This is a genomic window from Curtobacterium sp. MCLR17_045 (assembly GCF_003234405.1).
Lineage (GTDB): Bacteria > Actinomycetota > Actinomycetes > Actinomycetales > Microbacteriaceae > Curtobacterium > Curtobacterium flaccumfaciens.
Map to the genome: position 1 here is coordinate 1 of NZ_QKTB01000023.1, position 15,223 is coordinate 15,223.

The following is a 15,223-nucleotide window of genomic DNA, read 5'->3' on the forward strand; positions in this document are numbered from 1 at the left end:
GGCTTCCGTCTCGTCCGGGGCCGGCGTCGGGGTGGGGTTCACCGGGGCGTTGTGCCAGCGGCGCTCGCCGTCCCAGCCCCACCAGGTGCGGGCGGAGGCGGCGGTGGGGACGCCGAGGACCAGGGCGCCGGCGGTCGCGACCGCCAGGATCGCGCGGTGGCGGATCATCGGGTACCCCCTCGGGTGGTCGGGGGTGTGGGGGTGGTCCGTGGGGTCGTGCCGCGCGAGGGCGTGCACGTGCTTCGGGTCGAGATGTCGGGCTCCTCGTGGATGCTCGGGCGCAGGATGCGGGGAGGGACGGACGCACCAGCCGGCCGGATGCCGAGGGTTTCGTTGACACGTCCACGGACATCTTGCATCATTTGTGACCCGTTCGGGGGGCGTCACGGAAATCGACCGACGAACGCCCGGTGTCCGACGCCCGAACGTGCACGATGCAACGCGCGGCGAGCCGACCGCTCAGGCCCGGGGGATCGGCTGCAACCGTTGCAGCTGCGTCACGTGCCCCGGCTCGAGCTCGTCGAGCGAGGCCACCCCGAGCAGCCGCATGGTCCGCTCGATCTGCTCGGACAGGATCTGGATCATCCGGTCCACCCCGGCCTCGCCGCCCGCCATCAGCCCGTACAGGTAGGCACGGCCGACCATCGTGAACGTCGCGCCGAGGGCCACGGCAGCCACGATGTCGGCGCCGGACATGATGCCCGTGTCGAGGTGCACCTCGGTGTCCTTCCCGACCTCCTTCACCACGGAGGGCAGCAGGTGGAAGGGCACCGGGGCGCGGTCCAGCTGCCGGCCACCGTGGTTCGACAGCGTGATGCCGTCGACGCCCAGGTCGGCCAGGCGCTTGGCGTCCGCCAGGGACTGCACGCCCTTCACGACGATCTTGCCCTGCCACTGGTCACGGATCCAGGCGAGGTCCTCGTAGGTGACGGTCGGGTCGAACATGTGGTCGAGCAGCTCGCCGACGGTGCCGGACCAGCGGTCGAGCGACGCGAACGCCAGCGGTTCGGTGGTCAGGAAGTCGAACCACCACCACGGCCGCGGGATCGCGTTCACCACGGTCCGGGCACTCAGCTGCGGCGGGATCGAGAACCCGTTCCGCTTGTCCCGCAGCCGCGCACCCGCGACGGGGACGTCCACGGTGACGAGCAGGGTGTCGAACCCGGCCTGCTGGGCGCGGGAGACCAGCGCCATCGACTTCTCGCGGTCCTTCCACATGTACAGCTGGAACCAGTTGCGCCCGTGCGGGTTGGCGTCGCGGACGTCCTCGATCGCGGTGGTGCCCATCGTGGAGAGCGAGAACGGGATGCCGGCACGTCCGGCGGCCCGGGCGCCGGCCCGCTCGCCCTCGGTCTGCATCATCCGCGTGAAGCCCGTCGGCGCGATGCCGAACGGGTACGACACCGGCGCCCCGAGCACCTGGCGCGAGGTGTCCACCCTCGACACGTCCCGCAGGATCGCCGGGGTGAACTCGATGTCCTCGAACGCCTGCCGCGCACGGGCGAGGGAGATCTCCGCCTCGGCCGCGCCCTCGGTGTAGTCGAACGCGGCCTTCGGGGTGCGGCGGGCGGCGATGTCCCGCAGGTCCCAGATCGTCAAGGCCTGTTCGAGGCGCTGACGTCGACCCGGCAGCGACGGCTTCTTGAACTGCATGAGCGGCGCGAGGTCCCGCACCGTCGGCAGCTGCCGCTTGACCCGCGTGCGAGCGGCGGACGCGGACCCGGTCGCGGGCGCCGGTGCGCCGGTTGCGGGGTCGATCCGGTGCTGGTCGTCGGTCGTGGTCATGCGTGGCTCCTGACGGGGGATCGATCGGGATCGGCGCGCGACGACGCCGACGGGGTGTACCGCACGGGCTCGACGCTCCGTGCGACGATGCTGCGGAGTGCCTCCAGTGAAGCCCCTCCGAGGCCCGCGAGTCCAGCGGCGCGCGCTTGCACCAGCACGTTGCCGAGTGCGGTGGCCTCGACCGGTCCGGCCACGACCGGCAGGCCGGTGCGGTCCGCGGTCAGCTGGCAGAGCAGCCGGTTCTGCGAGCCGCCGCCCACGACGTGCACGACCCGGATGGTCTTGCCGGTCACGTCGGCGATGGTGCGCAGGGTCTCGGCGTACGCCGTCGCGAGGGACTCGAGGATGCTCCGGACGAACTCCGCCCGCGACGCGGGGGCGCTCAGCCCGTGCGCCGCGCACCACGCGGCGATCCGCGCCGGCATGTCGCCCGGCGCCGTGAACGACTCGTCCGCGGGGTCGAAGACGGGGACCGGGGCGGTGACGGCCGCGGCGGAGGCGAGCAGGGCCTCCAGGTCGACGTGGTCGCCACCGCGCTCCCAGGTGCGGACGCTCTCCGACAGCAACCACAGTCCGGACACGTTCTTCAGGAACCGGACGCGGCCGTCGACACCGCCCTCGTTCGTGCAGTTCGCGCGTCGTGCCGCGTCCGACAGGACGGGCGCGTCGAGCTCGACGCCGACGAGCGACCACGTGCCCGACGAGATGTAGGCGAAGTCCGGCTCCGTCGCGGGGACCGCGACGACGGCGCTCGCCGTGTCGTGCGAACCGACCAGCGTCACGTCGGCCTGCCCGCCGACAAGCGCGGCGACGGACGGCAGCAGGGGGCCGAGTCGGTCGCCCGGGTCGCGCAGCGTGGGCAGCAGCCCGGCCGGGAGGCCCGCAGCAGCCCGCACCGCCGGGTCCCACCCACGGGTGGTCGCGTTCAGGGCCCCGGTCGTCGAGGCGTTCGTGCGCTCGGCCGCCTCGACCCCCGTCAGCCAGTACCCGAGCAGGTCGGGGACGAGCAGCGCACGCTGCGCGAGCTGCAGCGACGGGTCGGCAGCCCACTGGAACAGGGTGTTGAACGGCAGGTGCTGCAGGCCGTTCCGGGCGTACAGCTCGGTGGCGGCCATCCGGTCGTGCACGGGGACGACACCGCCCAGGTGCCGGTCGTCGCGGTAGTGCGACGGCAGCCCGAGCAGTCGGCCGTCGCGGAGCAGGCCGTAGTCGACCGCCCACGAGTCGATGCCGATGCTGGCGATCGCGGGGTGCTCGGCGAACGCACGCCGCAGCCCCTCGGTCACCTGTCGGTACAGCTCGACGACGTCCCAGTGCAGGGTGTCGCGGCCGGTGTCGGCGTCGCCCTCGTGCAGGGTGACGGGGCCGTTCGGGAACCGTGCGACGTGGTCCATCCTGACCCCGTCCTGGTCGACGTGGCCGACGATCACCCGGCCGCTGGTCGCCCCGAGGTCGACCGCGGCGACGCTGCCGCTGGTGTGCATGCCGTGCTCCTGCTCGGTTCGTTGGTCGTCGCTCGTTGGTCGTCGGTCGTCGCTACCGCAGGAAGGCCGCGGCGACGCCGGCGTCGACGGGCACGTGCAGGCCGGTGGTGTGCGAGAAGTCGTCGGTGCAGATGGCGTAGACGGCGTTCGCGACGTTCTCGGGCACGACCTCGCGCTTCAGGATCGTGCGCTGCGCGTAGAACTTGCCGAGGTCCTGCTCCTCGATGCCGTACGTCTTGGCGCGGTTGGCGCCCCAGCCGCTCGCGAAGATGCCGGAGCCGCGCACGACGCCGTCGGGGTTGATGCCGTTGACGCGGACGCCGTGCTCCCCGAGCTCGGCCGCGAGCAGCCGCACCTGGTGGGCCTGGTCGGCCTTCGTGGCGGAGTACGCGATGTTGTTCGGCCCGGCGAACACCGAGTTCTTCGACGAGATGTAGACGATGTCGCCGCCCAGGCCCTGCTCGATGAGCACCTTCGCCGCGGCCTTCGACACCAGGAACGAACCCTTCGCCATCACGTCGTGCTGCAGGTCCCAGTCCTGCTCGGTGGTCTCGAGCAGGCTCTTGGACAGCGAAAGACCCGCGTTGTTCACGACGAGGTCGAGGCCGCCGAAGTGCAGCAGCGTCTGCTGGATCGCCTGGTCGATCGCGGCGGCGTCCGTCACGTTCGCGGCGACGCCGATCGCGCGGTCGCTGTTGCCGATCTCGGCGGCGGTCTCCTGTGCCTTCGCCAGGTCGAGGTCGGCGATGACGACGGCGGCGCCCTCGGCCGCCAGGCGCTTCGCGATCGCCTTGCCGATGCCCGACGCCGCCCCGGTGACGAGGGCGATACGCGTCGCGAGCTTCCTGGGTGCGGGCATCCGCTGCAGCTTCGCCTCTTCGAGGGCCCAGTACTCGATCCGGAACTTCTCGGCCTCGTCGATGGGGGCGTAGGTGCTGACGGACTCGGCACCGCGCATCACGTTGATGGCGTTGACGTAGAACTCACCGGCGACCCGGGCGGTCTGGGCGTCCTTGCCGTACGAGAACATCCCGACACCGGGCACCAGCACGATGAGCGGGTCGGCGCCGCGGATCGCGGGGGAGTCCGGCATCGCGTGCCGGTCGTAGTAGGCCTGGTAGTCCGCGCGGTACTGCTCGTGCAGTTGGTGCAGGCGTGCGGTCTGCTCCTCGACGGAGGCCGTTGCGGGCAGGTCGAGGATGAGCGGCTTGACCTTGGTGCGCAGGAAGTGGTCCGGGCAGCTCGTGCCGAGGGCCGCGAGTGCTTCGGCGCGCTCGCTCGCCAGGAACTCGAGCACGACGTCGCTGTCGGTGAAGTGCCCGACGACCGGCTTGTCGTGCCCGGCGATGCCGCGGATCGTCGGGGCGAGGGCGGCGGCGCGTGCGCGACGTTCGTCGGTCGGCAGTGCTTCGAACCCCGCTCGGAGGCCGCCGAACGGGTCCGCCGTGCCGTGCTCCGCGAGGTACTGCTCGGCGGTGTCGATGATCCAGCGGGAGTTCGCCTCGGCCTCGTCGCTCGTGTCTCCCCACGCGGTGATCCCGTGGCCGCCCAGGATCGTGCCGATCGCCTGCGGATGGTCACGCTTGACGCCTGCGATGTCGAGCCCGAGCTGGAACCCGGGCCGGCGCCACGGCACCCAGACGACCCGGTCGCCGAAGATCCGCTCGGTCAGGGCCGGACCGTCCGCCGCCGTGGCGATCGCGATGCCGGCGTCGGGGTGCAGGTGGTCGACGTGGGCGGCGTCGACGAGGGCGTGCATCGCGGTGTCGATCGACGGCGCAGCACCGCCCTTGCCGTGCAGCGTGTAGTCGAACGCGGCGACCATCTCGTCCTCGCGCTCGACCCCGGGGTAGACGTCCTGGAGGGCACGGACGCGATCGACGCGCAGGACCGCGAGGCCCGCCGGAGTGAGGGTGCCGAGGTCGCCCCCGGAGCCCTTCACCCAGAGCAGCTCGACCGGTTCGCCCGTGACGGGGTCGGTGTCGGTGCCCTTGGCGGAGGTGTTCCCGCCCGCGTAGTTCGTGATCCGCGGATCCGAGCCGAGCGCGTTCGAGCGCGCGACCAGCGCCCGGATCGTGGTGTCTGCGTCGGTGCCGTGCATTGCGGGGTCCACCCGTGCCTCCACTGTGTTCGTCATGTTCCTACGCGCCCCAGCCGGCCTGGACGCCGCCGACGCGGTCCTCGGCGATTGACTGCTGGTAGCCCGAATCCAGGTACGCGCGCATCGGGTTCGCCGGCAGTCCGCGGGACTCGCGCCACTCGGCCAGGTCCTTCCGGACGTCGGTCTGGTATGCGTCCATGAAGACCTCGTTTGCGCCGAGGACGTCGTGTGCCTCCTGCGCCGCGGTCAGTGCGACGCGGTCCAGGAGCAGCGCGCGGGCCGTCATCTCCTGCACGTTGAGCACCGAGCGGATCTGGCCGGGGATCTTGTCCTCGATGTTGTGGCACTGGTCGAGCATGAACGCCACGTCGGGGTTGTCGTACCCGCCGCCGCGGATGACCTCGACCAGGATCCGGAACAGCTGGAACGGGTCCGCTGCCCCCACGATCAGGTCGTCGTCGGCGTAGAAGCGCGAGTTGAAGTCGAAGGAACCGAGCTTGCCGAGGCGCAGGAGCTGCATCACGATGAACTCGATGTTCGTGCCGGGGGCGTGGTGCCCGGTGTCGAGGCAGACCATCGCCTTCGGCCCGAGCGCCGCCGTCTGCACGTAGCTGGTGCCCCAGTCAGGAACGTCCGTGTGGTAGAACGACGGCTCGAAGAACTTGTACTCGAGCACGAGCCGCTGGTCGGCGCCGAGGCGGTCGTAGATCGTGCTGAGCGACTCGTGCAGACGGTCCTGGCGGGAGCGCATGTCCTCCTGCCCCGGGTAGTTCGACCCTTCGGCGAGCCAGATCTTCAGGTCGCGGCTGCCGGTGGCGTCCATCACGTCGATGCAGCGCAGGTGGTGGTCGATCGCCTTCTGTCGGATCGTCTCGTCGACGTGGGTCAGGGCGCCGAACTTGAAGTCGTCGTCCTGGAACGTGTTCGAGTTGACGGTGCCGAGTGACACCCCGTGCTCCTCGGCGTGACGCTTGAGGTCGGCGAAGTCGTCCACCAGGTCCCACGGGATGTGCAGTGCGACGGTGGGGGCCAGGCCGGTGTACTCCTGCACCTGGGCGGCGTCGGCGATCTTCTCGTAGGGGTCGCGCGGGGTGCCCGGCGTGCTGAACACCTTGAAGCGGGTGCCGGAGTTGCCGAAGGCCCAGCTGGGTAGCTCGATCTGCTGTCGTGCCAGCTGGTCGGCGATGCCGGCGAAGCTCGGGGTCGATGTCATCGTGTCACTTCCTCGTGTGCGATTGAATCGTTTCATACAGTACGGCGCGCGGCGGTCTGCCGCAACCGTGGTGCGCGGGTGGTGCCGCAAAACACCGGTGTTCACGTGGTGAACACGCGCGTTCGGGGGTTCGACGCGCGAACACCGGTGTTTTGCGGACCAGGGCCCTACGCGGCGGGGACGGCGGCGGGCGCGCGCAGGTCGTGCGTTCCGCCGCCGAGCCGCTGCTCCGCAGCACCCGGCAGGCGCACCACGGCGGTCACACCCTCGGGCACGGTCGCCCGGACGCGCAACTCCCCGTCGACGAGCTCCCACCGCACCGCGACGTGCCCGTGCACGGTGTCGAGCGAGGTCTCCGCCCACGTCAGCCCACCGCCCGGCTGCGGGGCGATGAGCACCGACTCGTACCCCGGCGACAGCGGCGACAGACCACCCACCACCCGGTGCATCCAGTCCGCCACGGCACCGAGTGCGTAGTGGTTGAACGAGGTCATCTCACCCGGGTTGATCGTGCCGTCCGGCAGCATCGAGTCCCACCGCTCCCACACCGTCGTCGCGCCCATCGTCACCGGGTACAGCCACGACGGGCACTCCGTCTGCAGCAGCAGCCGGTAGGCGTCCTCCAGGTGGCCCGTCTGCGTCAGCGCGTCGGTGATGAACGGGGTCCCGGCGAAGCCCGTCGAGATCCGGTACCCGGACGCCTCGACCAGCTCGGCGAGACGGTCGCCGGCCACGGCCTGCTCCTGCTCGGACAGGATCCCGAACACGATCGCCAGTGTGTACACCGTGGTCGCGTCCGACAGGATCCGCCCGTCGTCCCGCAGGTAGTGGGTGCGGAACCCGGCCTGGAGGCGCGTGGCGAGTTCCCGGAACTCCGCTGCTTCCGCCTCGTGGCCGCCCAAGAGCTCCGCCGCGTCCGCCACGATCGTCGCGGACCGGTAGGCGCAGATCGTCGCGACGACGCCCTTGTCGGCCTTCGCGTCGGCCGGGGCCTCGGGCGGGGCGTCCGGGTCGAGCCAGTCGCCGAACTGGAACACCGTGTCCCACAGGTCCTCCGGGGACAGGTGGTCACGGACCCGGCGCAGGTGTGCGGCCATCGAGTCGAACTGCTCCTCGAGCACCGCGGTGTCGCCGTACGCCTGGTACAGGGTCCACGGCACCCAGACGCCGGCGTCCGACCAGACGGCGGTCGCGTCGGGCGTGCCGAAGTCCTCGGCGGGGGAGTACTTCAGCACGTCCGGCACCACGAACGGGATGACCCCGTCGGCGTGCTGCTGCTCGAGCCAGACGTCGCGCAGCCAGTCGGCCAGGAACGTCCGGGTGTCGAACAGGTACGAGGCCGTCGGGGCGAACGCGGCGATGTCGCCCGTCCAGCCGAGTCGCTCGTCGCGCTGCGGGCAGTCCGTCGGCACGCTCAGGAAGTTGCCCTGCATGCCCCGGACGACGTTGTCGTGGAAGGTGTTCAGCAGCTCGTGGCTCGACGCGAACGTGCCGGTGCGGGTGAGGTCCGACCCGACCTGCACGGCGGTGACCGCTGCGCGGAGCTCGTCGTGCGTGCCCGGCCAGCCGTCGACCTGCGCGTACCGGAACCCGTGGAACGTGAACCGGGGCTCGAACGTCTCGGGCTCGTCGTCACCGCGCAGGGTGAAGTGGTCCGTCGCCTTCGCGGTGCGCAGGGGGCGGGTGCCGAGCTCGTCGTGCTCGAGCACCTCGGCGTGCTGCAGGGTGAGCACGGTGCCGGCCGGGCCGGTCGCGGTGATGCGGAGCCACCCGACCAGGTTCACGCCGAAGTCGAGCAGGGTCGCTCCCGACGGGCTCGTCCAGATCGCCACCGGGGCGATCTCGGCCAGCGGGCGGACCGGCGGCACCGTGTCGGCGACGAGTTCGCGCTCGCCGATGTCGACCGTGTGCACCGTGCTCGTCCGCCCCCGGTGCCCGTCGACGCTGGGCACGGTGACCTCGCCGGGCGTCAGGAACGAGCCGTCGCGGAGTCGGGCGTCGATGTCCTGCCCGTCGTAGAGCTGGTCGGCGGTGATGGCACTCGACAGCGCCTGCCAGTCGGTGTCGGTCGTGACGTGCTGCTCGTGCCCGTCGGCGAAGGTGATCCGGAGTTCGGCGAACCCGGCGCGCTCGCCGGTGTACCAGCCGCCGCCGCCGCCCCAGGCCAGGCGTCCGGCTGCCCAGCCGTTCCCGACGACGAGCGCGAGGACCGCCGGCTGCCCGGGGACCGTGTCGGTCAGGTGCTCGGTGACGTCGTGCGAGACGACGCGGATGCGCCACTCGTAGCTCGTCCACCCCGGTTCGAGCAGGTGGTCGGAGACGCGCTGCCCGCCGAGCCAGGCCTCGACGACGCCGAGGGCGCTGACGTCGAGGGTGGCGGCGGTGACGGCGCCGTGGCCGTCGTCGAGGGTGAACTCCCGACGCAGGATCGGGGCGCTGCCGAGGTCGGTGTCGGCCGCGATGAACGGTGCGGTCCAGGTGGTCATGTGGTGGTCCTTTCACGCGACCGGTCGTCGTCGACCGGTGCGGGGGTCGTGGGCCCGGCCGTCCGCCCGGGTGGGCGGTGTGGCGGAGGCGGGTCGCGCCTCCAGGCCGGGGTGGGCGGTCAGCCCTTGACGGCGCCGCTGGTCATGCCGGCGACGATCTGACGGTTGAAGAAGACGTAGAGGATCAGCGGCGGGATCGTGATGAGCAGCACGTCGGTGAACAGCAGGTTCAGCTGGCTGACCGACTGGCTCTGGAACGCGTAGAGCGTCTGCTGCACCGTCGCGTTCTCGGACCCCGGCAGGAAGTACAGCGGGTTGGTGAAGTCGTTGAACACCGTCACCGACTGCACGAGCACGACCGTGATGATCACGGGCTTGAGCAGCGGCAGCACCACCCCGAAGAACAGGCGGATCGGGCCGGCGCCGTCGAGCACGGCGGCCTCGTCGAGTTCCTTGGGGATCGTCGCGACGAACGCCCGGAACAGCAGGATGCAGAACGACAGGCCGAAGGTCGCCTCGATGAGGATCATCCCGCCCATGGTCTTGAACAGGTTGAGCCCCTGCAGCACCCAGATGGTCGGCACGATCGCCGGCGGCACGATGAGCCCCGCCAGCACGAAGAAGTTGATCAGGGCGTTCCACCGGCTCGGGCGCCGCTGCAGGACGTACCCGACCATCGCCGAGAACACGACCATGACGGTGACGCTGCCGACGGTGAGCAGGGCGCTGTTCCAGAACGCGCGGAGGATCCCGCCGTCGCCGCTCTGGAACACCGCCTGCAGGTTCTGCCACAGCTGCCAGTCGGTCGGCAGGCTGAAGCCGAGCTGGTTCGCCTCGGCCGGGTTCTTCGCCGCCTGGAGCAGGACGAACACGAACGGCACCAGGAAGACGACGAAGCTGACGACGATGGCGATCGAGCCGATGATCCACCGGCGGGCGCGGCCGGGGTGGCGGGACCGCGTCGGGGTGCTGACGCGGGAGCTGGCGAGCGTGGTCACAGCTCTGCCTCCTTGCGGTTGAGGAGCCACGAGATCGGCACCATGATCGCGGTGACGACGACGAACAGGACCACGTTGCCGGCGGTGGACAGGCCGTAGAACCCGGCCTGGTACTGCTTGTAGATCACGCTCGCGATCACGTCGCTCGTGAACCCCGGCCCGCCGCCGGTCATCGCCCAGATCAGGTCGAACGACCGCAGGCCGCCGATGAGCGACAGGATGATGACCGTGCCCATCGCGGGGCGGGACAGCGGCAACGTGATGTTCCGGAAGATCGACCACGCGCTCGCGCCGTCGACCCGTGCCGCCTCGAAGTACTCCTGCGGGATCGCGACGATGCCGGCGATGAAGATGAGCGTCGCGATGCCGACGCCCTTCCAGACGTCCACCGCGGCGACGCTCCACAGGGCGAGCGCCGGGTCGGTCAGCCACCCGGGGGTGGGCAGGCCGACCGACCCCAGCACGCCGTTGATGATCCCGTGGAACGGGTCCATCAGGGCCTTGAACGTGATGCCGATGCCGATGGTCGACACGAGCACCGGGAAGAACACGACCGCCCGCAGGTAGCCGCGCCCCAGCACGGGCGACGTGAGGAGCAGGGCGAGGGCGAGTCCGAGGACCACCTTCGCCGCGCTCGTCACGAAGCCGTACTGGAAGGTGTGCACGAACCCGGAGACGAGCTGCGGGTCCTGGAAGAACCGGACGAAGTTGTCGAAGCCGATGAAGGTCTGGTCGAACAGCGTCCAGCGGGTGAGCGAGAAGTAGAACCCGGCGAAGGTCGGGACCGCGAAGAACACGACGTACAGCGCGATCGCGGGGATGAAGAACCACGCGGGGTAGAACGAGCGCATCCGCTTGCGCGCTGGTCCGGGGCGGCCGGCCTTGCGTGTCTGCGGCGGGGCCACCGCCGTCGTGAGGGTCGCGGTCACGCCGATCACCAGCCCTTGATGCCGAGCTGCTGTGCCTGCTGGACGACGTCGTCGTCGTACTGGTCGGCGCCCTTGCTCGCGGTGGTGATGCCCGAGCCGACCTGCACGCAGATCTTCTCGAGGTTCGGGCCCTTGATCGGGGACAGGAACTCGAGCGCGGGGCTCGCCTTGCCGTCGTCCAGGTACTTCTGCAGGTCGTCGATCATCGGGGGCACGTCGTCCGGCAGCGAGCACGTCGAGATGACGTACGGGCCGGCGGGGGTGCCGGTGTCGTTCTGCACCTGGCAGCCCTCGGTGGAGTTCGCGAAGGCGACGAACTTCTTCGCCGCCGCCAGCTCGTCACCGGTGGTCGTCTTCGGGATGTACAGGCCGTTCGGCTCCCAGATCGTCAGGTTCGTGTCCGCGGCGTCCTCGGCAGGCAGGGCGAACGCGCCGATGTCGTCGACGGCGTCGGGGGAGTCCTGCTGGATCGCGGAGATCGCGTTCGTGAGCATCGGGTACTGCGCGCCGGTGCCGTCGGCCAGCATCTTCAGGCCGTTCGCCTGCGTGGCCGAGGCGTAGTCCTCGTTGTAGAGGTCCTTGTCCTTGCCCTCGGCGAGGTGCTGGAACCCGGCGAGAGCGGGTTCGTCGGCGTAGGACTCCTTGTTGGCGGTGTAGTCGTCCGCCCACTTCTCGTCCTGTGCGGTGATGTTCGCGAAGTCGCCGAGGACGAACAGCTGGCTCGTCCAGGTGTCGCCGTAGGTCTGGATGATCGGGGCGACGTCGCCCGCGTCCTTGATCTTCTCGCTGTTGCTGATGAACTCGTCCCACGTGGTCGGGACCTTGAGGCCGAGGTCGTCGTAGACCTTCGTGTTGTAGAGCACCGCACCGCCGAAGCTCGTGCCGAACGGGGCGCCGTACATGCCCTTGTCGGTGCTGACGACCTTGGTGAACTGCGGGTCGACGTCGCCCGCCCACTTCTCGTCGGACAGGTCCACCAGGGTGTTGTCCGGGTTGAGGGCCTGCATGAGCGAGCCGGAGTTGTAGTTGAAGACGTCGGCGGCCTCGCCGGTCGACAGGCGGGTCTTGATCAGGTTGTCGCCGTCGGTGCCCTGGGGTCGGGTGTCGAACTTGACGGTGATGTCGGGGTTGGCCTTCTCGAAGGCCTCGATGAGCGGCTTCGCGGTGGCCGCGGTGGCCGGGGCGTTGTCGGCCTGGTAGGTGATCTCGACCTTGCCGCCGCCTTCGTCGGCGGAGCCGCCGGACGAGCACGCTGCGAGCCCGCCGATCAGGACCGTTGCGCCGCCGATGGCGATCGCGCGCTTGGTCACGGAACGAACTGACATTCCTTACCTCCTCGTAAGGCCCGGGGCTGGGGTACCCCGGGTGAAACGGACCCGGATCCCGCGCCGTCGCGGGGTCCGGTTACTGCGTTTTAGAACGTTTCAATCAGGATGGAACCACGCGGATTGAAGCGTGTCAATCGCTGTGCCGATTTCGTTACGCGATCCCGCAGCTCGCTCACTCGTCCATTCGTCTGGTGCGAGGTTGCCCACTCGGTGACGGGCTCGCGGGCTCGCACGGAGTGCGGCACCTCGCACCGAACCGACCTGCGGTGCTGCACCGTGCGGTGGTCGCGCCGCCCGCCGGCCGGGAGGCCCGTGCCGGCCCCGCCCCGCGCCTCCCGTCCGGCGCCCGGTCGCGTCCGCGGACCCGCGTCGCCTCGTGCGCGCCGGCCCGGCCCGCAGTCTGCTGCCTGCTGCCCGCAGCCCGCGAAAGCGACAGTGTGCCGCCGAACGTTCGCGCCGATCTGTCGCGCTGGCGGACCGGACGCAGCGACGACCCGCGGATGTGTCGCTTTCGCGGGTCGGTCCGCCGCCGGTCAGGCCTCGGTACGCCGCGGGTCGCTCGGCGTCGTGCCCGCGACGGTTGCGGCGGCGGCTGCTGCGGCCGCGCCGTCGCGACCGAGCGTGCTCTCTCGCGGCACCAGCTCGCTGCCGAGCACGACGGTCCGGTGCACGTGCATCGGGTCGGTGAGTTCCTCGAGCAGCAGTTCCACCGCAGCCGCACCCATCTCCGAGCCGTGCATCGTCACCGAGGTGAGCGGCACCGCACCACCCCACGCCACGGAGTTGTGGTCGCAGCCCGACACGGGGATGTCCTCGGGGACGCGGATCCCGGCGGCTCGGAGCTCGGAGACGACGGCCATCGCGAGCAGGTCGGTCACACCCAGTACCCCGTCGGGGCGTTCGTCCTCGGGCATCCGGGCGATGCGGAGTCCGGCGTCGGTGCCTCCGGGAGGGTCGATGTCCCCGGCGTCGACGTCGACGAGTACGACCCCGGGGTGCGCAGCGACGGCCCGCAGCACGCCGGCCCGTCGGCGGTCGACGGGCTGCAGGTCCGGACGGGCGCTCACGAACCCGATGCGTCGGCAGCCGCGGTCGATCAGGTGCTCGGTCGCCAGGAACCCGGCCTGCTCGTTGTCCACGACCACCGCACACGCGTCGAGCTCGGTCGGCTCGTAGTTGACGTACACGACGGGTCGGCCGTGGCGCCGCGCGACCTCGACCTGGTCACGGGACTCCGTCATCGAGGCGAGCAGGATCCCCGACACCCGGGCGCTCTCGAGGTAGGCGAGGTGTTCGCCCTGCGCCTGGAGGTCGTCCTCGCTGCTGGCGATCAGCAGGGTGAAGCCGCGTTCCCGCGCGGCCAGCTGCGCGCCGTTGACCATGTCGCTGAACAGGGAGTTCCGCAGCGACATCACGACCAGGCCGATCGCGCGCGTGCTGCCGGACACCAGGGCCCGGGCGTTGCGGTTCGGCGTGTACCCGAGTGCGTCGATCGCGTCCCGCACGCGTGCGGCGGTGGCGTCGGCGACGCGCTCGGGGTGGTTCAGGACGTTCGAGACCGTGGCCAGCGAGACGCCGGCCCGGGCTGCGACGTGGTGCACGCTCGGCGGACCGTCGCGCCGGGGGACATGCACCATGCTCCGATCGTAGGCGGCGGGGGAGCCGTGTCCGGACCGGGCCCTAGGCGTCGGCGACGGAGGACTGCCGCACCACGAGCTCCGGTGTGAACTCCACGTGCTCGAGGTCGATGTCCTGCCCCTGCTCGACCTGCTTCGTCAGGAGTTCGATCGCGCGACGACCGAGGTCCTGCGCCGGCTGCCGCACCGACGTCAGCGGGACCACGGCGGACTCGGCGAACGCGATGTCGTCGTAGCCGACGATGGCGATCTGCTCGGGCACCGCGATGGTGCCGCGCATGATGAAGGCCTGTTCGAGCCCGACGGCGAGCAGGTCGTTGGCGGCGAAGACGGCATCCACGCGTTCGGCGGCCGGCCGTGCCTGGATCGCTTCGCCGATGCGGCGCCCTTCGAGCACGGACAGCGAGGTGGTCGGCAGGGCTTCGAGCCGGATGCCCGCGGCCCGGGCGGCGGCGAGTGCGCCGGCGTGCCGGTCGGCGACCTGGCGGATGCCGAACGGCCCGCCGACGAAGGCGATGTGGGTGCGGCCGATCGCCGCGAGGTGCTCGACCGCGATGCGGCCACCGGCGACGTCGTCGACGGAGACCGAGGCGAAGTGCTCGTCGTCGGCGCGACGGTCCACCAGCACCACGGCAGTGCCCTGGTCACGCAGCCGCGCGAGCCGGGACAGGTCGTCGCCGGCGGGGGAGATCAGGAGTCCGGCGACACGGCGTTCCTCGAACAGGTCGACGTAGGTGCGTTCGCGGTCGGTCGACTCGTCGGAGTTGCCGATCAGGACCGCGAGGCCGTTGTCCATCGCGGCGTCCTCGGCGCCCCGGGCGACGTCGGTGAAGAACGGGTTGCCCCCGTCGAGCACGATGAGGCCGACGGTGGAGCTGCGTCCGGCCCGGAGCTGCCGTGCGGAGTCGTTGCGGACGAACCCGAGCGTCGCGATCGCCGACTGCACGCGTTCCACCGTCCCGGGAGCGACCTTGTCGGGGCGGTTCAGCACGTTCGACACCGTGCCGAGGGACACGCCCGCGAGCGCTGCCACCTCTCGCACACTGACCGCCATGTGGCCATCCTGGCATCGGCGCGGTCCGCGCGGTCGGCCCGCGCCGTGATCTGTGGAAAACGCGGACGGGAGGCGCGGGGCGGGCCGGTGCCGGGCCTCCTGTCCGTGGGGTGGTCGCGTCGACTTCCCGCGCACGGTGCGAGGCGCAGCCCGGCGAATCCGCTCTTGCCAGCGCGCACACCGGAGCGCTATCGTCCTCGTCGTCCCG

The 15,223-nt window shown here is 70.8% G+C and carries 10 protein-coding genes; all 10 read right to left on the reverse strand.

What is annotated here, in order from left to right:
- Positions 1-459: 459 nt before the first annotated feature.
- Positions 460-1,785, reverse strand: coding sequence for an alpha-hydroxy acid oxidase (locus DEJ05_RS13455; RefSeq protein WP_181436732.1), 1,326 nt, complete (start codon positions 1,783-1,785; stop codon positions 460-462).
- Entirely contained in the window at positions 1,782-3,269 is a 1,488-nt protein-coding gene (locus DEJ05_RS13460) for a rhamnulokinase family protein (protein ID WP_111029958.1), read from the reverse strand. Before DEJ05_RS13460 ends, DEJ05_RS13455 begins: the two co-directional genes overlap by 4 nt.
- Positions 3,270-3,321: 52 nt before the next feature.
- Positions 3,322-5,370 carry a bifunctional aldolase/short-chain dehydrogenase gene (locus tag DEJ05_RS13465; RefSeq protein ID WP_111029959.1) on the reverse strand — a complete coding sequence of 683 codons (2,049 nt, stop codon included), beginning with the start codon at positions 5,368-5,370 and terminating at the stop codon, positions 3,322-3,324.
- 40 nt (positions 5,371-5,410) lie between these two features.
- Positions 5,411-6,583: an L-rhamnose isomerase gene (rhaI, locus tag DEJ05_RS13470; protein ID WP_110865260.1), complete on the reverse strand. Its 1,173-nt coding sequence runs from the start codon at positions 6,581-6,583 to the stop codon at positions 5,411-5,413.
- A gap of 167 nt (positions 6,584-6,750) precedes the next feature.
- Positions 6,751-9,069 (reverse strand): family 78 glycoside hydrolase catalytic domain, encoded by a 2,319-nt coding sequence (locus DEJ05_RS13475; RefSeq protein ID WP_111110652.1) that lies wholly within the window; start codon positions 9,067-9,069, stop codon positions 6,751-6,753.
- A 119-nt stretch (positions 9,070-9,188) separates the two neighbouring features.
- Positions 9,189-10,067 carry a carbohydrate ABC transporter permease gene (locus DEJ05_RS13480; protein ID WP_111110653.1) on the reverse strand — a complete coding sequence of 293 codons (879 nt, stop codon included), beginning with the start codon at positions 10,065-10,067 and terminating at the stop codon, positions 9,189-9,191.
- Positions 10,064-10,996, reverse strand: coding sequence for a carbohydrate ABC transporter permease (locus tag DEJ05_RS13485; protein ID WP_241660435.1), 933 nt, complete (start codon positions 10,994-10,996; stop codon positions 10,064-10,066). Before DEJ05_RS13485 ends, DEJ05_RS13480 begins: the two co-directional genes overlap by 4 nt.
- A gap of 5 nt (positions 10,997-11,001) precedes the next feature.
- Positions 11,002-12,321 carry an ABC transporter substrate-binding protein gene (locus DEJ05_RS13490; protein ID WP_111110654.1) on the reverse strand — a complete coding sequence of 440 codons (1,320 nt, stop codon included), beginning with the start codon at positions 12,319-12,321 and terminating at the stop codon, positions 11,002-11,004.
- Positions 12,322-12,857: 536 nt separating this feature from the next.
- Positions 12,858-13,961 (reverse strand): LacI family DNA-binding transcriptional regulator, encoded by a 1,104-nt coding sequence (locus DEJ05_RS13495; protein ID WP_111110655.1) that lies wholly within the window; start codon positions 13,959-13,961, stop codon positions 12,858-12,860.
- A gap of 43 nt (positions 13,962-14,004) precedes the next feature.
- Positions 14,005-15,015, reverse strand: a complete 1,011-nt coding sequence (locus tag DEJ05_RS13500) for a LacI family DNA-binding transcriptional regulator (RefSeq protein WP_111110656.1) — start codon at positions 15,013-15,015, stop codon at positions 14,005-14,007.
- Positions 15,016-15,223 lie beyond the last annotated feature (208 nt).